The following is an 18216-nucleotide window of genomic DNA, read 5'->3' as shown; positions in this document are numbered from 1 at the left end:
CGTCTGGAGAGCCATGACCACGTGGGAGTATCTGACCACCCCGTTGCTGATCCACAACACCGCTGCAATCCTCAATAACTGGGGAAAGCAGGGCTGGGAGCTCGTACAGGTGGTGCAGGGTCCCGAAGGTGGCCTTGTGGCCTACTTCAAGCGGCCCGCGTCGGGTGACGGATCGAACAGTGCAGGTCTCGCCGCTGCCGCCGAGGCTTCGCGTCAGTTCGAAGGAGGTGCCGCATGAGCATCGCCACGCGTTTGGAAGAGCTTGGAATCGAGCTCCCCGAGGTTGCAGCCCCCGTGGCCGCATACATCCCCGCCGCAGTGCACGGCGGACTCGTCTACACCTCTGGCCAGCTGCCCTTCGCGGCGGGCGCGCTGCCTGCGACCGGAAAAGTCGGTGCAGAGGTCAGCGCTGAAGACGCCAAGGGCTATGCGCGCACCTGCGCGTTGAATGCATTGGCCGCTGCTGCCGATGCCGCCGGCGGACTCGAGAAGATCGGCGGAGTGCTGCGGGTGGGCGGTTTCGTCGCATCCGACCCGTCGTTCACGGGACAGCCCGGCGTCATCAACGGTGCCAGCGAAGTGCTCGGCGAGATCTTCGCGGATGCTGGACGACACGCTCGTGCGGCTGTGGGTGTCGCAGTGCTGCCGCTGGACAGCCCCGTCGAGGTCGAAGTCACTTTCACGCTCGCCTGAGCGGCGGACCATGACCGCAGTTCGGCTGAGTATGGTGATCGGGAGAGCGGCGAAGGAGGAATCGTGACGGGCGGACTGCGCGAGCGCAAGCGACGCGCGGCGCGCCTCGCCATGGAGCGCGCCGCTGTCGATCTCGCCTATGAAGAAGGTGTGCAGGCCGTCACGGTGGAACGCGTGTGCGATGCCGCGATGGTGTCGCGCAGCACCTTCTTCAACTACTTCTCAAGTCTCGGACAGGCCATCTTCGGTGGAGCCCTCGAATACGACCCGGAGGCGACCGAACGGATCCTCGCGAAGCATTCGGAGGATCTCGTCGTGGCAGCATCCCTCATCGTGATGGAGTCCGTTCGCGGCCAGGCCGAAGACGACCTCACCCGGCGCAGGTTCGCGTTGTTCGCGCGTGAACCGGGAGTCACCAGTTCCGTGTCCTGGACGAGCGGCGTCAGCCGAGGTCGGCTGGTCGACGTGATCACCGCGTGGCTCGACGCGCACCCGTCCGACGCGCGGCTGACGGCCTCCGATCACATCGCTGAAGCGCGGCTGACGGTCGGGCTCGCGATCGCACTCGGTGATGAGGTGCAGCGACACGGGGGCGAGGAGTTCCCGATCGACCCGAAACTGTTCAAGAAGATCCGCATGCAGCTCGCCGAGGTCAGTCGCCTGGCAGAGTGACTCTCGCGCCTCCGCACGGGAGGCGCGAGAGCGGGCTCACTTCACCTGAGCTGAGATGATGCTCATCACCGCGGTGTCGGCCAGCGTCGTCGTGTCGCCGACCTCACGACCCTCTGCGACGTCGCGCAGCAGGCGGCGCATGATCTTGCCCGAGCGGGTCTTGGGCAGCTCGCCGACGATGTAGACATCCCGCGGGCGTGCGATCGCACCGATCTGCTCGCCGACCCAGCCGCGCAGCAGCGCGGCGAGGCCTGCGGCGTCGTGCGCGGCGAGGTAGCTCTCCTTGATGATCACGAAGGCGACGACGGCCTGGCCGGTGGTCTCATCGGATGCTCCGACCACAGCAGCCTCGGCGGTCGACTCGTGCGCCACGAGAGAGGATTCGATCTCGGCCGTCGACAGGCGGTGTCCGGAGACGTTCATCACGTCGTCGACACGTCCGAGCAGCCACAGGTCGCCGTCTGAGTCCAGGCGCGCGCCGTCGCCGGCGAAATAGTAGCCCTGGTCTTCGAACTTGTCCCAGTACGTCTCCTTGTAGCGCTCCGGGTCGCCCCAGATGCCACGCAGCATGGCGGGCCAGGGGTCCGTGATCACCAGCAGGCCGCCGTTGCCATTGCCGACTTCTTGACCGGACTCGTCGACGACGTCGAGCGAGATGCCGGGAACCGGAACCTGCGCGGATCCTGGCTTGGTGGCCGTCACCCCTGGAAGCGGGGAGACCATGATCGCGCCGGTCTCGGTCTGCCACCACGTGTCGACGATCGGAGCCTTGTTGTCACCGATCACTTCGCGGTACCACATCCACGCCTCGGGGTTGATGGGCTCTCCGACTGACCCGAGCAGGCGGATCGAGGAGAGATCGAACTTCTGCGGGATCGCCCGGCCCGACTTCATGAACGAGCGGATGGCGGTCGGTGCGGTGTAGAAGATCGAGACCTTGTACTTCTCGATGAGCTCCCACCAGCGACCGGGATGCGGGGCGTCCGGGGTTCCCTCGTACAGAACCTGGGTTGCACCGTTCGCAAGCGGGCCGTACGTGACGTAGCTGTGGCCGGTGACCCAGCCGATGTCAGCCGTGCACCAGAACACGTCGGTCTCGGGCTTCAGATCGAAGACGTTCTTGTGCGTGTACGCGACCTGTGTGAGGTAGCCGCCTGAGGTGTGCAGGATGCCCTTGGGCTTTCCGGTCGTGCCGGAGGTATAGAGGATGAACAGGGGGTTCTCGGAGGGGAACGCCTGCGCTTCATGGTCGGCGGATGCCGCGGGCACGACATCGTGCCACCAGAGGTCGCGGCCGGGCGTCCAGTCGACCTCGTTCTCGCCGCGCTTGACGACGAGAACATGCTCGACGGTCTGCTGTGCGCCGTCGCCGCGGTCGCTGAGCGCCTGGTCCACGGCCGGCTTGAGCGCGGAGACCCGGCCTTTGCGGTATCCGCCGTCGGCAGTGATGACGACCTTGGCTCCGGCATCGTCGATGCGGGAGCGCAGGCTGTCGGCGCTGAACCCGCCGAAGACGACGGAGTGGATCGCGCCGAGACGCGCCACCGCAAGCATCGAGACGACAGCCTCGGGAATCATGGGCAGGTAGATCGCCACGCGGTCGCCGGCACCGATGCCGAGGCCCTCGAGCACATTGGCTGTGCGCTTGACCTCATCGGTCAGCTCTGCGTATGTGACGCGGCGTGAGTCACCGGGTTCGCCCTCCCAGAGGAGAGCTGTGCGGTCGCCATTGCCTGCTTCGACATGGCGGTCGAGACAGTTGTAGGCGACGTTGAGTTCTCCATCGTCGAACCACTTGGCAAACGGCGGTGCCGACCAGTCCAGAACTTCGGTGAACGGCTTGTGCCAGTGCAGCAGATCGCGGGCCTGCTCGCCCCAGAACCCCTCACGGTCGGCCTTGGCGCGATCGTAGAGCTCGGCCTTCGCGACGGCGTGGGCGGCGAACTCTGCGGACGGCGCGAACTGCCGCGTCTCATCGAGGAGATGGTCGATCTGGCTGCTCATAGCGTGCGCTCCTTTGCGGCGGAATGGGTCATGCACACGGCACGACCCGGACAGAGTGAATCTAGCCTCCGCTCACTCTCGTCAATACTGCCGAAAGTAGGTAGTGCGGTGGGTTTTGTGAAGCGGGCGTCACCTCGTACACTCGACGACAGCCGAAAATCATTCCGGCCTGGGCGCACCCGATCATCTGACTGCGGTGCGTCATTGGGCGGCATCTCATTCCCCCCGTGAGGTGCCGCCCATTTCTGTGCCTGCGGGCAGTCGTCCTCCACCTTTCGGCGATCGTGTGAGTTGCTCACAGGACGTGCGTTTACACCCATCGGGCGGACGCCACGGCCAATAGCGTCGGGGGATGCCACAGCCGTTCATCATTCAGCCGCGTGCGGGCTCGCTCGCGTCGGACTCCCGCGAGGCTGGGCCCAGGGACGTGGACAGCGCGTTGGGACCCCTCGCCGAGTACTGCGTCGACCCGCAGGTGACAGACGTCTTCGTCAACGGTGCCGGTGGCCTCTTCATCGATAGAGGAGAAGGGGCGGAGCGCATCACGTCGTGGGCCGCCTCGCAGAAGGAAGTGCGCGACCTTGCCGTCGCGCTCATCGGTGCGGGAGGCCGTCACCTCGACGATCAGTCGCCGTGTGTGGACGTGCGCTTGGCATCCGGCATCCGCATTCATGCGGTACTCGCGCCGGTTTCCACGGGAGGGACGGCGCTGTCCATCCGCATTCCGCGGATACGTGCCATCGATCTGGAGGCCCTTGCAGTCTTCGGAGCGTTCGATGCTCCGCAACGCGCCTGGTTGGAGCGGTTGGTGGTCGAGCGCGCGAACATACTCATCACCGGCGGGACGGGCACGGGCAAGACGACCCTGCTGTCGGCGCTGCTGCATGCGGTGCCAGGGCGCGAACGGATCGTGACGATCGAAGATGTCGCAGAGCTTCGTCCGAGACATCCGCACCATGTCGCGCTGGAAACGCGCCAGTCGAATCTGGAGGGCGCTGGCTCCATCACTCTCGCGCGGCTCGTGCGGGAGTCCCTGCGGATGCGCCCTGACCGGTTGGTCGTCGGGGAGTGCCGCGGCGAAGAAGTGCGCGAGCTTCTGTCGGCGCTGAACACCGGGCATGACGGGGGTGCGGGAACACTGCACGCCAGCGGTCTTGCAGATGTCCCGGCCCGGCTCGAAGCGCTGGGTGCACTCGCCGGGATGGATGCCACCGCTCTCGCACGCCAAGCGGTGAGCGCGTTCACCGTGGTGCTGCATCTTGCCCGCGGCGCAGACGGAGTGCGTCGGCTCGCTCAGGCGGGATGCTTCCGACTGAACAACGATCGGCTCGATATCGAAGAGGTGCGGCCGTGGTGAGGCTCCGTAGGCGGTCGACGGGAGACGGCGGAGCAGAGGCCGCAGCCGTCTCGATCCGCACGCTGGCCGTGCTGCTGCAGGCAGGATCCGCGCCGCTGAACGCCTGGCGGCATCTGGCGGACTCCGGGGACGAGCACGCCCGAAGCGTTGTCGCCCGATGCGACGAGGGCGTGCCTCTGGTGATGGCGATCGAAGCAGAAGGCGCGGCGTGGTGCGATGTCGCCGCAGCATGGGAAGTCGCGTCGACGGTCGGCGCGCCCCTGGCCGAGGTTCTCAGGTCGCTCGCCGAAACCATGCGGGATACCGCCGCTGCAGCCGATGACGTTCAGATCGCACTCGCCGAACCCGCCGGGACGGCGCGTCTGCTGCTGTGGATGCCGTTCGCCGGTCTGCTGCTCGGGTTCGCGCTCGGGTTCGACACAGTGGGAGTGTTCGTCACCAACCCGATCGGGACGGGCTGCCTGGTGACAGGCCTGCTCCTCGTGCTCTGTGCGCGGCTGTGGACGTCTCGTCTGCTGCGCCGCGCGCGGCCTGCGTCAGGCAGTCCCGGAATGCACGCAGAGCTGGTGGCGGTCGCGCTCTCCGGCGGCACGTCCATCGATCGTTCTCTGCGTCTGGTCGACGACAGCCCGGCGCAGGGGCTGATCGGTCGCGCGCGCACGGGAGAGGTGCTGGAACTCTCTCGTGCGGCTGGTGTGCCTGCGGGCGAACTGCTGCGGGCCGCTGCGGCACAGGACCGCCATGATGCGCGGGTGCAAGGCCGAATGCGCGCGGCGAAGCTCTCTTCGAATCTGCTGATCCCGCTCGGCGTCTGCACGTTGCCCGCCTTTCTCCTGCTCGGCGTCGCGCCGCTCATCCTCGCGGTCCTCTCATCCACGCCGTTGCCGATCTGACGACGGTCTCCCGAAGAAGAAAACGACAAGAAAGAAGGAACACATGAACACTCTCCCCACCCTCACGACGCGGCGTGCCGCCTCGCTGTTCACCGACGAATCCGGTGCCGCGACGGCGGAATACGCTATTACGACGATGGCGGCGGTTGCCTTTGCCGGCCTGCTGGTCGTCATCATGCGATCCGACGAGGTCCGCGGTATTCTCACCGACCTCGTTCGCCGGGCGCTGACCGTTTCATGAGGACATGACCATGCCGAAAGCTGGCTTGCGAGGCGATGCCGAGCGCGGCTCGGTGGCCGCAGAACTCGCCCTCGCGCTTCCCGCGGTCATCCTCACTCTGCTGCTGGGTGCGGGCGCACTGGGCGCTGCGGCACAGCTCGTGTCGCTGCAGGACGGTGCCGCAGATGCTGCGCGCTTGCTCGGCCGCGGCGAGAGCGAAGGGGCAGCGCGTGCCGCCGTGGCGGCATCGGTGGGCGAGGCGATCGTGTCCAGCGAAGCGCGGGGCGAGTTCGTCTGCGTGCACGCGCAGATCGATGCGCAGATCGGCCGACTCATCAGCATCCCACTCGCGGCATCCAGCTGCGCGCTCGCCGGGGGACTCTGATGGCAGGGACCGCGCTGTCTGCCAGCCTCCTCGCCGTCGCCGCGACTCTCGCAGCGGGGCTCGCCACTGCGGGCGGCGCAGCCGTCACGGCGCAGCGGGCAGCCGGGGCGGCGGATGCTGCGGCGCTGGCCGCGGCAGATGCCGCCTCCGGTGCGATCATCACCGAAGAGGCACCCTGCGCGCTCGCCGCCAGAGCGGCCGCGGCATCCGGGACCGTGCTCGTGGAATGCGCAATCGATGGTTTTGTGGCGACTGTTCGGGTCGAGGCGGCGTACGCTGGACTTGCTGCCGTCTCCCGAGCCCGTGCCGGGCCACCCGAGGGATTCTGACGGCGACACCCCGAGGCTCCGCTCGCGGCAATGCTGTGAGCACACCACGACCGTGGTGTGTATGGTGTGCTTCGAAGAAAGGACGCACCCTTGGCTGAAGGCAAGAAGCTCGTCATCGTCGAGTCTCCGACGAAGATGCGGTCGATTCAGGGGTACCTCGGCGATGGCTACGAGGTACTCAGCTCTGTCGGCCATATTCGCGACCTCGCAGATAAGAAGGACATCCCGGCTGCGGACAAGCAGGCCTACGGGAAGTACTCGATCGACGTCGATAACGGCTTCGACCCCTACTACGTCGTCTCTGATCGCAAGACCAAGACCGTCGCCGAACTCAAGCGCGCGCTGAAGAGCGCTGACGAGCTCCTGCTCGCAACTGATGAGGACCGCGAGGGCGAGGCGATCGCCTGGCATCTGCTCGAGACCCTCAAGCCCAAGGTGCCCGTCAAGCGCATGGTGTTCCACGAGATCACCAAGGACGCCATTCAGGCCGCCGTCGGCAACACCCGCGAGCTTGATCTCGCACTCGTCGACGCGCAGGAGACAAGGCGCATCCTCGACCGGCTCTACGGCTGGGATGTCTCGCCTGTGCTCTGGTACAAGGTAAAGACCGGTCTGTCCGCAGGACGTGTGCAGTCCGCTGCCACCCGCATGATCGTCGAGCGGGAGCGCGAGCGCATGGCGTTCGTGAACGCCGAGTACTGGGATGTCGAAGCATCCGCTTCATCCGGGAGCGCCTTCCGCGTGCGCATGGTGCGCGTCGATGGCGGACAGCTCGCCCGCGGCACCGACTTCGACGACACCGGAAAGCTCAAGAAGGCCGTCGTCATCCTCTCCGAGAGGGACGCCACTGCCCTCGCCAACGCGGTCGATGCGGCAGGCGCCGGAACCGTCACCAAGGTCGAGGCAAAGCCTGGCACGCGCAGCCCCTATGCGCCGTTCACGACTTCGACGCTGCAGCAGGAGGCAGGTCGCAAGCTCTCGATGAGTGCGAAGCAGGCCATGAGCGTTGCTCAGCGCCTGTACGAAAAGGGTTTCATCACCTATATGCGAACCGACTCGGTCGCCCTGAGCACCCAGGCCGTGCAGGCGGCGCGCAGCCAGGCCGTTGCGCTCTACGGCGACAGTGCTGTGCCGCTGAAGCCCCGTGTCTACAAGTCCAAGAGCAAGAACGCGCAGGAGGCTCACGAGGCGATCCGCCCATCCGGTGACAACTTCCGCAAGCCCTCGTCGGTCTCGGGCGAGCTCGACCGCGAAGAGCTGCGGATGTACGACCTGATCTGGAAGCGCACCGTCGCCAGCCAGATGGCAGACGCGAAGTATGAGACGACCACCGTGACCATCGCGGTCCAGGCGGACAGCAAGAGCGTCGAATTCACGGCATCCGGAACGGTCTACACGTTCAAGGGCTTCCTCGACGCCTATGAAGAGGGCAAGGACGAGAAGCGCAGCGACGCCGACGCTGCCACCAATCAGTCCCTGCCCGCCGTCGCCGTCGGCGACGAGCTGGCGATGTCGGATGCTGAGGCCAAGGGCCACAAGACCACACCGAAGCCCCGCTACACCGAAGCATCGCTGGTCAAGGCTCTGGAAGAGCACGGCATCGGGCGTCCGTCGACGTTCGCCAGCATCATCGGCACCGTCATCGATCGCGGCTACGCCACCAAGCGCGGCCAGGCGCTCGTCCCGACCTGGATGGCGTTCAGCGTCGTGCGTCTGCTCGAAGAGCATTTCGCTGAGCTCATCGACTACGACTTCACCGCAGCGCTGGAAGATGACCTCGATGCCATCGCCCGCGGCGAGCAGAAGCGCGTGGAGTGGCTGAAGTCGTTCTACTACGGCTCTGACGCGCACGTGGGCCTGCGGCAGGTCGTCGACAACCTCGGCGAGATCGACGCCCGCGCGTTGAACTCGACGAAGATCACCGACACCGCGACCCTTCGCTTCGGCAAGTACGGTCCGTACCTCGAGGTCGTCGACCCGGCCAACCCTGAAGAGCGCGGACGCATCGTCAACGTTCCTGAGGACCTGGCGCCCGACGAGCTGACCGCACAGAAGGCTCAGGAGCTCATCGACGCTCCCGTCGCCGGAGACCGGGTGCTCGGTGAGAACCCCGAGAACGGCCGTGTCATCGTCGTCAAGGACGGTCGGTACGGCCCCTACGTGCAGGAGAACCTGCCGGAGGACGCTCCCGTCGTCGACGAGAAGACCGGTGAGGTCGTCGAGGCGCCGAAGAAGAAGAAGGCGGCCAAGAAGGACGCTCCCAAGCCCCGCACCGGCTCGCTGTTCCGCTCGATGTCGGTCGACACGATCGATCTCGACACGGCACTTCAACTGCTGAGCCTGCCGCGCGTGGTCGGCGCCGATCCGGAGTCCGGCGATGAGATCACCGCGCAGAACGGCCGATACGGTCCGTACCTGAAGAAGGGCACCGACTCTCGCTCGCTCGAAAGCGAGCAGCAGATCTTCGACGTCACGCTCGAGCAGGCACTCGCGATCTACGCTCAGCCCAAGTACGGCGCAGGCTCGCGTCGTGCGTCCAGCGCGCTCGCCGAGTTCGAGGCCGACCCGGTCAGCGGCAAGCCGATCCGGGTGCGTGACGGCAGGTTCGGCCCGTATGTCACCGACGGTGAGACGAACGTGACGATTCCGCGCGGGCAGAAGCCCGAGGACATCACCTTCGAGATCGCCGTGCAGATGCTCGCCGACAAGCGTGCGAAGGGCCCTGCCACCAAGCGCGGTGCGAAGAAGGCTCCAGCGAAGAAGGCCGCTACCAAAAAGGCTCCGGCCAAGAAGACTGCCGCGCCGAAGACGGATGCTGAGAAGGCTGCGGCCCGATCGGCTGCGGCGAAGAAGGCCGCGGCGACGCGCGCTGCGAACGCTGCGAAGAAGAAGGCGGACGCGTGAGCTCACGGCCCGGGCTGTGGATCACTCTCGAGGGAGGCGATGGCTCGGGCAAGACGACTCAGGCCGGGTTGCTCGAGTCCTGGCTCGCAGGCACCGGTCACACGGTGCTTCGCACCCGTGAACCCGGTGGGAGTGAGGTCGGCCAGCTGATCCGCGACATCGTCCTCCATCACAGAGGCGAAATCGCTCCTCGTGCCGAGGCGCTGCTCTACGCCGCTGATCGTGCGCATCATGTCGCGACTGTGGTGCAGCCTGCGCTGGATCGCGGCGAGATCGTGCTGCAGGACCGATACCTCGATTCTTCGGTCGCCTATCAGGGGGCAGGGCGCGTGCTCGACGGCTCTCAGGTGCGCGATCTCTCTCTCTGGGCGACCGAGGGCGCACTGCCCGACCTGACTCTGCTGCTCGATCTCGACCCTGCCGCGGCACGCGTGCGCCTCGACTCGGCCGACAAGCCCTTCGACCGGCTGGAAGCCGAGAAGCTCGACTTCCACACGCGCGTCCGCGAGGCATTCCGGACCCTCGCAAAGGCAGAGCCCGAACGTTTTCTCGTCTTGGATGCCTCGGCGTCTCCCGAGCGCATCGCCGAGCAGATCCGCGACCGTGTATCGATAATTCTCTGAGCGGCGGTGTCAGCGGTGGCAGCTAGGCTGAGTGCATGACCGCGACCCTCGCTCCGTTCCCCTGGACGGATGTCTGGGGGCAGGATGATGCAGTCACTGCCCTTCGGCAGGCAGCGTCCGATCCGGCGTCGCTCTCACATGCCTGGTTGATCACCGGTCCACCGGGTTCTGGTCGTTCCACGCTGGCCTATGCATTCGCGGCCGCGCTGATCGCCGATAGCCCCGACGATGAACAGACCATGCGCCAGGTGCTCGCCGGCACTCACCCCGACGTCACGGCGTTGCGCACAGACAAAGTCATCATCACGATCAAAGAGGCGCGCGCACTCGTCGAGCGCTCGTACTTCGCTCCCTCTGCAGGGCGCTATCGCGTCATCGTCGTCGAAGATGCCGACCGCATGGTCGAGCGCACCTCCAACGTGCTGCTGAAGGCACTCGAAGAGCCGCCGGAGAACACCGTCTGGGTGCTCTGTGCCCCGAGCGAAGCCGACTTGCTGCCGACCATTCGCTCGCGGGTCCGCCCGTTGCGACTGCGGGAACTCGACGTCGACGATGTGGCGCGACTGATCGTGGAGCGCACGGGTGTCGACCTCGCGATCGCTGAACAGGCGGCGCGGCTCTCGCAGCGGCACATCGGCATGGCGCAGCGCCTCGCGACCGATGACGCGGCCAGGCGCCGTCGTGACACGACGCTGCGGTCGGTGTTGTCTGTGCGCGGCGTGGGCAGTGCGGTCGAGGTCGCCGGTGGGATCATCCAGGCCGCGACAGACGATGCGAAGTCTCTCACCGCAGAGCGTGATGCCGCCGAACGGGCCTCACTGCTGCGCATTGTCGGCATCGCAGAGGGGCAGGCAGTGCCGCCGGCACTGCGCACGCAGATCTCAGCGCTCGAAGACGACCAGAAGAAGCGGGCCACCCGCAGTCTGCGCGATGGCATCGACCGTGTGCTCACCGACTTGCAGTCGATGTTCCGTGATGTCGTGATGCTGCAGTACGGACGAGGCGATGACCTCATCAACCGTGAACTCAGTGAAGATCTCACCGCGCTCGCGACCGTATGGCCTGTGCAACGTACTCTGGTCGTGCTCGACCATCTTGCCGAGACCCGTGAATCACTGGAGCGCAACGTTGCACCGACGCTTGCTCTGGAGAGTTTGCTCGTGACCGTCGCGAGCGGGAGGAAACCGTGAACACCAGACAGACTTCTCGCCTGCGACGGCTCGTGACGATCACTGCGGGTCTGGCTGCGGCATCCATGATGCTCAGCGGATGCTTGTACGCGATGATCCCCGAGGGTGCAGCGCCTCGCCCTTCTGCCACGAACGCCCCCGACAGCGATGGCGTATCGGCCGACCTTCTGCCGTTCTATGAGCAGACGCTCGACTGGGCAGCCTGCGATCGCGGTGGCGCGGCATTCGATTGCACGTATGTCACGGCCCCGTTGGATTGGGAGAACCCGAGCGAGGGCACGATCGAACTGTCCGTGGTGCGCCACCAGGCTGCTGGGCAGCCGATGGGATCGTTGTTGACGAACCCCGGTGGACCCGGCGCGAGCGGACGCGATTTCATCCTCGACAGCGTCGGCTATGCGGTCAGCGCAGACCTCGCCGAGAACTACGACGTCATCGGTTTCGATCCGCGGGGTGTCGGAGATTCGACCGCTGTCGCCTGCTTCGATGCCACGGCGATGGATGCGTACCTGTACGACATCCCGGCTTCTCCACGCGGTACTGACGAGTGGGAAGCAGAACTCACCGAACGCAACACCGCCTTCGCGGAAGCGTGCGAGGCGAACAGCGACGGCATCCTTCCCTACATCACGACGGTGAACTCCGCGCGCGACATGGACCTCATCCGTGCGGTGCTCGGCGACACGCAGCTGAACTACCTCGGCTATTCATACGGCACCTTCCTCGGCGCGACCTATGCCGAGCTGTATCCGCAGAAGACGGGGCGTCTGGTGCTCGACGGTGCGATCGACCCGGCAGTTTCCGGCATCGATGTCGGCACGACGCAGGCGCTCGGCTTCGAGTCGGCGCTGCGCGCCTACATGCAGAACTGTCTCGATTCCGGTTCGTGTCCGTTCAACGGCACAGTCGACGAAGCGATGGCAGACCTCAGCGCGCTGCTGGCCGCGGTCGACCGGACGCCGTTGAAGAACGATGACGGCAGGATGCTCGGTGCGGACTCGCTGATGACCGGCATCATCGCCGCCCTTTATTCGCAGGACAGCTGGGGCTACCTTACTCAGGCGCTCGACGGCGCGCTGCAAGGCGATCCGTACATCGCCTTCGTTCTGGCCGACTTCTACAACGCTCGCGAGGACGGCAGTTACCTGGACAACTCCAGCGAGGCGTTCCGCGCCTACAACTGTATGGACTACCCGGTAGAGGACGACCAGTCAGCGCAAGACGCGGCAGACGCGAAGGTGGCGGCGGGCGCCCCCACGATCGCGCCGTACTGGTCAGGTCCTGACTCCTGCGCAGTATGGCCGTACCCGCCCACCGGGACCCGGGGGGAGATCCATGCCGCGGGGGCCGGCCCCATCCTGGTCGTCGGCACGACCAACGACCCGGCAACGCCGTACGAGTGGTCGGTAGCCCTCGCCGAGCAGCTCGAAGAGGGTGTGCTGATCACCCGCGTGGGCGAGGGGCACACGGGGTACAACAAGGGCAACGTGTGCGTGGATAACGCCGTTGACGCCTACTTCCTCGACGATGAGGTTCCGGATGCTGATCTGAAGTGCGAGTGATTTCGCGGTGAGGGCACGGACAGGGTAATATCGATTCTCGTGCCTGACCCGTCAGGTCACGCCCCGATAGCTCAGTGGTAGAGCATCCCACTCGTAATGGGAAGGCCGTCAGTTCAATCCTGACTCGGGGCTCCAATTCTTCACGCGAGGTACTCTCGAAGCATGATGCGCAGTGTCCTGCTGTTGCGGGCTGTGAATGTTTCTGGCCACAACAGGGTTCCGATGGCTGACCTTCGCGAGGTGCTCGCCTCCGAGAGTGACCTGCAGAACGTCTCTACGTACATTGCGAGCGGGAACATCATCTGCGATGCGCCCGCCGATGCTGCATCCGCGCGTGCGCGCGTACGCGAGCTGATCCACACGGAGTTCGGCGTCGAGACGCCTGTCGTCTCGCGCACGCATGATGAGCTCGCCGCCGCGCTCAAGACGTGTCCGTTCGAGGGTGGGATCGAGAGGCTCGTGCATGCGATGTTCCTCGAGGGCGAGCCGAATGCGGGAGCTGTCGAGGCGCTCGAAACGCGACTCGTGCCGGGGGAGAAGCTCGCGCTGATCGGACGTGAACTGTGGATCACTTTCAGCGCCGACGGCGTGCACGCGTCCAAGCTGACCAAAGCCGTCTTCGACCGCGCGCTGGGGGTCTCCGGGACCGCACGAAACCTCCGCACCGTGCGCAAGCTCGTCGAGCTCACGGCATGACCGCGTATCCGGCCACGATTGCGCGAGCAGTGGACCATGAGCTGGTGATCAAGAAGTCGCGCTTCATCACGCATATCGCCCCGGTCGCCTCGCCCGAGGACGCAGATACGGTGAGCGCCGCAGTCAAGAAGCGCGCCTGGGATGCCAGACACAACTGCTCGGCTCAGGTGACGGGTGTGCGGGGGGAGCGGGCGCGCTCTTCGGATGATGGGGAACCGTCAGGCACGGCAGGGATTCCGATGCTCGAGGTGCTGCGGCGGCGCGAGCTCACTGACGTCGTCGCGGTCGTCACCCGGTACTTCGGTGGCATCAAGCTCGGCGCCGGTGGCCTGGTGCGCGCCTATTCGTCTGCCGTGTCCGAAGCATTGGATCTGGCGGAGCTCGTCGACAGACGGGTGCTCGCTGAAGTGACCATGGCGGTGGGCCATGCGGATGCTGGTCGCTTCGATAATCTCCTTCGCAATTGGGCGCCCGTACACGATGCGATTCTCGGCGAACCCACGTACGGAGCCCAGGCAACGTTCGTCCTGTGGACCCCGACGACTGCGGTGCCTTCTCTGAGCGCGGAGATCGCCGCCGCATCAGCCGGCGCGGTCACGGCGACCCCGACGGGCGTGGAGAAGATCGTCGACGTGCCGCGCAGCGCATCCTGAGCGAGCGCGCTGGGACGATGTCCGCCGCGCCTCTTCAGGGCGCAGGAGATCCATGGCACGAAAGTACCGTCGACGTCAGACAATGATTTGCGGTGGGCCCCATGGGGCTCGAACCCATGACCCGCGGATTAACATGCCACTTCGACTTTCGCCGCCGCCCAAAGGGCGTTCGTGGTCTGGACTGTCCCTTCACCTTGGCTTTCGCTGTAGGTGCCACCCGTCCAGTCTCTACACCTTCCGGACTTTCGACCGGCTTGGCTCGGGATTGCCATCTGGTTTCCCAGGAAGGGTTCCCCGACTTTGAGTGGTGTCATCCTCGGAGTTTCCCCCGAGGCGCTCCTATTTTTTGTTGAAGTCCGATGCTCTGCCAACTGAGCTAGAGGCCCGCGCATCAGAGTCTAGCCGCTTCCTGAACCAACTCCGACCCACCAGTACGTGTACGGCACACCCAGCGCGCGGGGCACATCGCTGAAGTCCTTGCTCGCGGTCTGCAGTTCCATCGGCAGCGCACCGGCGCCGAAATGCTCAGCGAATGCACGAGCGATGCGTGCCGTGGCATCCAGGTCGTTCTCCGTGGCTCCGTCGGCGCTCGAGAGCACGGGGCCAGGGCGCGTCAGCACCGTGCCGGATGGTCCGGGGAGGACATGCTGCGCGAGGGCGACGTCGGGCTTCGGGATGAGGTTGGCGAGTCCGTCCGCCAGCATCCCTCGTGCCCCATCTCCGGTCTCCTCTGCCGGTCCGTCGCCGCCTCGCAGGATGCCGGCGATGGTGCTCATTCGGATACCCGACCTCTCTTCGGCTGACCCTTGGCGTGCGGAATGCGCCAATGGAAGTGCAACGACAGCAGACGGAACACGAAGACGACGACTGCCGCAAGGAAGACCGTGATCACGTTCGGGATGACCGTGAACCACAGACCGGCGACGAGTGCGGCGCCCAGGAAGGCGGGGACCGCATACAGATCGGACGAGTTGAACAGCTGCGGGTCGCGATTTGCGACGACGTCGCGCAGCAGGCCGCCGCCGACGCCGGTGGTCACGCCCAGCAGCATCGCCGCCACCGGGTTCATTCCGGCCTCCAGTGCCTTCACCGTCCCGGTCGTGCAGAACAGCGCGAGACCGGCGGCGTCGAAGATCAGCAGCGGCCGGGAGTACCGTTCCAGACCGTGGGAGAGGAAGAACACGAGCACGGCCGCGGCGACGGGCGCTACGAGATGGACGGGTTCGGCGAATGCGGTGGGCGGCACTCCGATGATGAGATCTCGGATGACACCACCGCCGAGGCCGGTGAGGCTGCCCAGCAGGAGCGAACCGACGATGTCGTAGCCGCGCTGCGCGGCCAGCAGCGACCCGGAGATCGCGAAGAAGAACGTCCCGAACAGATCGAGTGTCAGCGCCCAGTTCATGAGCATCCGCCACATTCCGCCGAGAACTGCATGAGGCAAGGATATGCGGCGCGCCCCATCGTGTGAACGAGGGGCGCGCCGCATCAGCGGGTCACTGAGCCGGGGGCATCAGCACCGAATCGATCAGGTACACCGTGGCGTTTGCCGTCTGCACTCCGCCGCAGACGATGTTCGCGTCGTTGACCATCCACATGTCACCCTCGCCGGTGACCTCCAGGTCGGCACCCTGAACCGTGGTGTGCATTCCGGCGATGTCGGACGGCTCGATCTGGCCGGGGACCACGTGGTAAGTGAGGATCGACGACAGCGTTGCGGAGTCGGTCTTCAACGACTCGATCGTGGCAGCGTCGATCTTCGCGAAGGCGTCGTCCACCGGCGCGAACACGGTGAACTCGTCACTGTTGAGAGTGTCGACCAGATTCACATCGGGGTTGAGCTGACCGCTGACGGCTGCGACGAGTGTCGTGAGCATCGGGTTGTTGGATGCGGCGACCGCCACAGGGTCCTGCGACATGCCCTGAATGGAACCTGCTCCGTCCGGCACAGCCTCGGCGTACGCCTCGCAGCCGGGGCCGACGAGGTTCGCGGCCGGGTCCATGGTGTCGGGCGTCGCCTCCGAGGTCTCCGGCGCCGACGGCTCCATAGTGTCCTCTGCCGTGTCACTGCTGCCCATGGAGCACCCGGCCAGCACGAGCACGCTGGCGAATCCGAGCGACAGTGCTGCGGTCATCTTCTTCTTAGTGCTGAACATCTCTCTACCTCCGGGGTTCGGAGCCGCGATATCTCCGCGGCGTTGAATGCTGTTCGGAGCCCTTCCTGCATCGGATGGGAAGAACCTCAGAATTTTTCAGAACAATCCGAAACCACTCGCGTGCCGAAGAACTCGCAACAGAAGCGAGGACCTCATGGACCTGATACTCATCGGCCTGCTCGGAGGGCTCATCACCGGCATCTCGCCGTGCATCCTCCCCGTCCTGCCAGTCATCTTCCTGACGGGAGGCGTGCAGTCCGCGCGCTTCGAGGGCGGCGGGGATGTGATTCCCGCGCGCCGCGGCCGTCCGTATCTCGTGATCGCAGGCCTTGTGCTCAGCTTCACCCTGGTCACACTCGTCGGCTCGCTCATCCTCGGACTGCTCGGCCTCCCGCAGGATGTCCTTCGGTGGGCGGGAATCGTCGTGCTCATCGTCATCGGAGTGGGACTGCTCATCCCGCGCCTCGAGCGGCTTCTCGAGAAGCCGTTCCAGTGGCTGCCGCAGAACGAGGTCAAGAACCGGGGGAGCGGTTTCGGCGTCGGACTCGCACTCGGCGCGGTGTTCGTGCCGTGCGCAGGCCCGGTGCTCGCCGCGATCATCGTCGCAGGCTCCACTGGGCAGATCGGCCCGGGAACAGTGCTGCTGACGGTGTCGTTCTCCATCGGCGTCGCTATCCCACTGTTGGCGTTCGCCCTTGCGGGGCGCAGTGTGGTGAACCGGATCCGAGCGTTCCGCACTCGTGAGCGCGGTCTGCGCATTGCCGCAGGCATCGCGATGATCGCGCTCGCGGTCGGGCTGGTCTTCAATGTGCCCCAGGCACTGCAGCGGTTGCTGCCGGACTACACCGCGCCGCTGCAGCAGGAGCTCACCGAGAACGACGCGGCAGAAGAGGCCCTCGGTCTCGGCGGCCTCGTGACCGAGGAGAATCGCGAACTTGACAACTGCACCCACGGTGCGGAGGAGCTCGAATCGTGCGGCACAGCACCGTCGATCCGCGGGATCCAGCAGTGGCTGAACACACCCGACGGTCAGGCAGTCGACCTCGTAGACCTGCGAGGTCAGGTCGTGCTCATCGATTTCTGGGCATATTCGTGCATAAACTGCCAACGGTCGATTCCGCACGTAGTGGGCTGGGATGAGACCTATCGTGACGCCGGGCTGCAGGTCATCGGTATCCACTCGCCTGAGTATGCCTTTGAGAAGGATGCCGGAAACGTCGCCGCCGGCATCCGTGATTTCGGGATCGAGTACCCCGTCGCACTCGACAACAGCCTCTCCACCTGGACCAACTATCGCAATCGCTACTGGCCGGCGCACTACCTGATCGATGCCGAAGGCACAGTGCGGCACATCTCGTTCGGAGAGGGCAACTACGAGGCCACCGAGAAGCTGATCCGCGAGCTTCTCATCGACGCTGATCCCGATGTCGCGCTCCCCGTGGAGTCCGGTGTGGCGGATGAAACCCCTGAGCTCGGCTCGACAACACGCGAGACGTTCCTCGGATCATCCAAGGACGTCAACTACGGCGGAGATGGCGAATACAGCGCGGGAACCGCGGAGTTCGTGTTCCCCGAGGACCAGACCGACGACACCTTCGCCCTTGACGGAACCTGGGAGGTGGCCTCGCAATTCGCTGCACCTGTCGGCCCTGACGCCGCGGTGCGCTTGAGCTACCGGGCATCGGAGGTGCGGATGGTGCTCGCCGGAGAAGGCGACGTGACCGTCCGCACAGCGGATGGCACGAGTCGGAAGATCGCCGTCGAGGGCACTCCGCGCTCGTACCGGCTGCTCGATGGCGACGCCGGATCCGGCGTTCTGAGCGTGGAGGTCCCCGAGGGCATCCAGGCCTATTCCTTCACGTTCGGATGAGTTCTGAAT

General features: G+C 65.7%; 19 protein-coding genes and 1 tRNA gene. 16 read left to right on the top strand and 4 right to left on the bottom strand.

Features of this window, described 5'->3' with window-relative positions; all coding sequences use genetic code 11:
• Positions 1-13: 13 nt before the first annotated feature.
• From sp36 to ACTU6V_RS14080, 3 genes are all read left to right on the top strand, one after another.
• Positions 14-238 (top strand): Sp36 family protein, encoded by a 225-nt coding sequence (sp36, locus tag ACTU6V_RS14090; protein ID WP_443469194.1) that lies wholly within the window; start codon positions 14-16, stop codon positions 236-238.
• Positions 235-693, top strand: coding sequence for a RidA family protein (locus ACTU6V_RS14085; RefSeq protein ID WP_443469193.1), 459 nt, complete (start codon positions 235-237; stop codon positions 691-693). Before sp36 ends, ACTU6V_RS14085 begins: the two co-directional genes overlap by 4 nt.
• 63 nt (positions 694-756) lie before the next feature.
• Positions 757-1365 carry a TetR/AcrR family transcriptional regulator gene (locus ACTU6V_RS14080; RefSeq protein WP_443469192.1) on the top strand — a complete coding sequence of 203 codons (609 nt, stop codon included), beginning with the start codon at positions 757-759 and terminating at the stop codon, positions 1363-1365.
• Positions 1366-1401: 36 nt separating this feature from the next.
• On the opposite strand, the gene acs is transcribed toward ACTU6V_RS14080, so the two are convergent.
• Entirely contained in the window at positions 1402-3369 is a 1968-nt protein-coding gene (gene acs / locus ACTU6V_RS14075) for an acetate--CoA ligase (RefSeq protein WP_443469191.1), read from the bottom strand.
• Between the two features lie 352 nt (positions 3370-3721).
• On the opposite strand from acs, the gene ACTU6V_RS14070 reads away from it, so the two are divergent.
• From ACTU6V_RS14070 to ACTU6V_RS14015, 12 genes are all read left to right on the top strand, one after another.
• Positions 3722-4726 carry a TadA family conjugal transfer-associated ATPase gene (locus ACTU6V_RS14070; protein WP_443469190.1) on the top strand — a complete coding sequence of 335 codons (1005 nt, stop codon included), beginning with the start codon at positions 3722-3724 and terminating at the stop codon, positions 4724-4726.
• Positions 4720-5619, top strand: coding sequence for a type II secretion system F family protein (locus tag ACTU6V_RS14065; RefSeq protein WP_443469189.1), 900 nt, complete (start codon positions 4720-4722; stop codon positions 5617-5619). Before ACTU6V_RS14070 ends, ACTU6V_RS14065 begins: the two co-directional genes overlap by 7 nt.
• Positions 5620-5662: 43 nt before the next feature.
• Complete coding sequence (locus tag ACTU6V_RS14060) at positions 5663-5860, top strand: DUF4244 domain-containing protein (protein ID WP_443475881.1); 198 nt, start codon at positions 5663-5665, stop codon at positions 5858-5860.
• A 10-nt stretch (positions 5861-5870) separates the two neighbouring features.
• Complete coding sequence (locus tag ACTU6V_RS14055) at positions 5871-6224, top strand: TadE family type IV pilus minor pilin (RefSeq protein ID WP_443469172.1); 354 nt, start codon at positions 5871-5873, stop codon at positions 6222-6224.
• Positions 6224-6553, top strand: coding sequence for a helicase (locus ACTU6V_RS14050; protein ID WP_443469171.1), 330 nt, complete (start codon positions 6224-6226; stop codon positions 6551-6553). The genes ACTU6V_RS14055 and ACTU6V_RS14050 overlap by 1 nt, the downstream gene beginning before the upstream one ends.
• A 90-nt stretch (positions 6554-6643) precedes the next feature.
• Entirely contained in the window at positions 6644-9457 is a 2814-nt protein-coding gene (gene topA, locus ACTU6V_RS14045) for a type I DNA topoisomerase (protein ID WP_443469170.1), read from the top strand.
• Complete coding sequence (gene tmk / locus ACTU6V_RS14040) at positions 9454-10080, top strand: dTMP kinase (protein WP_443469169.1); 627 nt, start codon at positions 9454-9456, stop codon at positions 10078-10080. Before topA ends, tmk begins: the two co-directional genes overlap by 4 nt.
• A 35-nt stretch (positions 10081-10115) precedes the next feature.
• The gene (locus tag ACTU6V_RS14035) at positions 10116-11270 is read left to right on the top strand and encodes a DNA polymerase III subunit delta' (protein WP_443469168.1); all 1155 of its coding nucleotides are present in this window, start codon (positions 10116-10118) and stop codon (positions 11268-11270) included.
• Positions 11267-12832 carry an alpha/beta hydrolase gene (locus ACTU6V_RS14030; protein WP_443469167.1) on the top strand — a complete coding sequence of 522 codons (1566 nt, stop codon included), beginning with the start codon at positions 11267-11269 and terminating at the stop codon, positions 12830-12832. The genes ACTU6V_RS14035 and ACTU6V_RS14030 overlap by 4 nt, the downstream gene beginning before the upstream one ends.
• A gap of 60 nt (positions 12833-12892) precedes the next feature.
• A tRNA-Thr gene (locus tag ACTU6V_RS14025) sits at positions 12893-12967 on the top strand.
• A gap of 27 nt (positions 12968-12994) precedes the next feature.
• Entirely contained in the window at positions 12995-13528 is a 534-nt protein-coding gene (locus ACTU6V_RS14020; protein ID WP_443469166.1) for a DUF1697 domain-containing protein, read from the top strand.
• Positions 13525-14181, top strand: coding sequence for an IMPACT family protein (locus ACTU6V_RS14015; protein WP_443469165.1), 657 nt, complete (start codon positions 13525-13527; stop codon positions 14179-14181). Before ACTU6V_RS14020 ends, ACTU6V_RS14015 begins: the two co-directional genes overlap by 4 nt.
• Before the next feature lie 398 nt (positions 14182-14579).
• Here the strand turns inward: ACTU6V_RS14015 and ACTU6V_RS14010 are convergent, their stop codons facing one another.
• The 3 genes from ACTU6V_RS14010 to ACTU6V_RS14000 form a co-directional block, all read right to left on the bottom strand.
• Positions 14580-14957, bottom strand: a complete 378-nt coding sequence (locus ACTU6V_RS14010; RefSeq protein ID WP_443469164.1) for a zinc-binding metallopeptidase family protein — start codon at positions 14955-14957, stop codon at positions 14580-14582.
• On the bottom strand, positions 14954-15586 hold the full coding sequence (locus tag ACTU6V_RS14005; RefSeq protein ID WP_443469240.1) for a trimeric intracellular cation channel family protein: 633 nt from the start codon (positions 15584-15586) through the stop codon (positions 14954-14956). Before ACTU6V_RS14005 ends, ACTU6V_RS14010 begins: the two co-directional genes overlap by 4 nt.
• Before the next feature lie 91 nt (positions 15587-15677).
• The gene (locus ACTU6V_RS14000; RefSeq protein WP_443469163.1) at positions 15678-16337 is read right to left on the bottom strand and encodes a fasciclin domain-containing protein; all 660 of its coding nucleotides are present in this window, start codon (positions 16335-16337) and stop codon (positions 15678-15680) included.
• A gap of 154 nt (positions 16338-16491) precedes the next feature.
• On the opposite strand from ACTU6V_RS14000, the gene ACTU6V_RS13995 reads away from it, so the two are divergent.
• Complete coding sequence (locus tag ACTU6V_RS13995; protein WP_443475880.1) at positions 16492-18207, top strand: cytochrome c biogenesis protein DipZ; 1716 nt, start codon at positions 16492-16494, stop codon at positions 18205-18207.
• Positions 18208-18216 lie beyond the last annotated feature (9 nt).

This window comes from Microbacterium zouquanmingi, from assembly GCF_052266675.1.
GTDB lineage: Bacteria > Actinomycetota > Actinomycetes > Actinomycetales > Microbacteriaceae > Microbacterium.
This window is presented reverse-complemented; position numbering and strand designations above follow the sequence as displayed.

Excerpts from the sequence above, each read along its gene's own strand:
- ACTU6V_RS14060 (WP_443475881.1), top strand. The coding sequence starts at position 5,663 with ATGAACACTCTCCCCACCCTCACGACGCGGCGTGCCGCCTCGCTGTTC.
- ACTU6V_RS14085 (WP_443469193.1), top strand. The coding sequence starts at position 235 with ATGAGCATCGCCACGCGTTTGGAAGAGCTTGGAATCGAGCTCCCCGAG.
- ACTU6V_RS14055 (WP_443469172.1), top strand. The coding sequence starts at position 5,871 with ATGCCGAAAGCTGGCTTGCGAGGCGATGCCGAGCGCGGCTCGGTGGCC.
- ACTU6V_RS14005 (WP_443469240.1), bottom strand. The coding sequence starts at position 15,586 with ATGAACTGGGCGCTGACACTCGATCTGTTCGGGACGTTCTTCTTCGCG.
- ACTU6V_RS14070 (WP_443469190.1), top strand. The coding sequence starts at position 3,722 with ATGCCACAGCCGTTCATCATTCAGCCGCGTGCGGGCTCGCTCGCGTCG.
- sp36 (WP_443469194.1), top strand. The coding sequence starts at position 14 with ATGACCACGTGGGAGTATCTGACCACCCCGTTGCTGATCCACAACACC.
- ACTU6V_RS14000 (WP_443469163.1), bottom strand. The coding sequence starts at position 16,337 with ATGTTCAGCACTAAGAAGAAGATGACCGCAGCACTGTCGCTCGGATTC.
- ACTU6V_RS14020 (WP_443469166.1), top strand. The coding sequence starts at position 12,995 with ATGATGCGCAGTGTCCTGCTGTTGCGGGCTGTGAATGTTTCTGGCCAC.
- ACTU6V_RS14010 (WP_443469164.1), bottom strand. The coding sequence starts at position 14,957 with ATGAGCACCATCGCCGGCATCCTGCGAGGCGGCGACGGACCGGCAGAG.
- ACTU6V_RS13995 (WP_443475880.1), top strand. The coding sequence starts at position 16,492 with ATGGACCTGATACTCATCGGCCTGCTCGGAGGGCTCATCACCGGCATC.
- acs (WP_443469191.1), bottom strand. The coding sequence starts at position 3,369 with ATGAGCAGCCAGATCGACCATCTCCTCGATGAGACGCGGCAGTTCGCG.
- ACTU6V_RS14015 (WP_443469165.1), top strand. The coding sequence starts at position 13,525 with ATGACCGCGTATCCGGCCACGATTGCGCGAGCAGTGGACCATGAGCTG.
- ACTU6V_RS14035 (WP_443469168.1), top strand. The coding sequence starts at position 10,116 with ATGACCGCGACCCTCGCTCCGTTCCCCTGGACGGATGTCTGGGGGCAG.
- ACTU6V_RS14050 (WP_443469171.1), top strand. The coding sequence starts at position 6,224 with ATGGCAGGGACCGCGCTGTCTGCCAGCCTCCTCGCCGTCGCCGCGACT.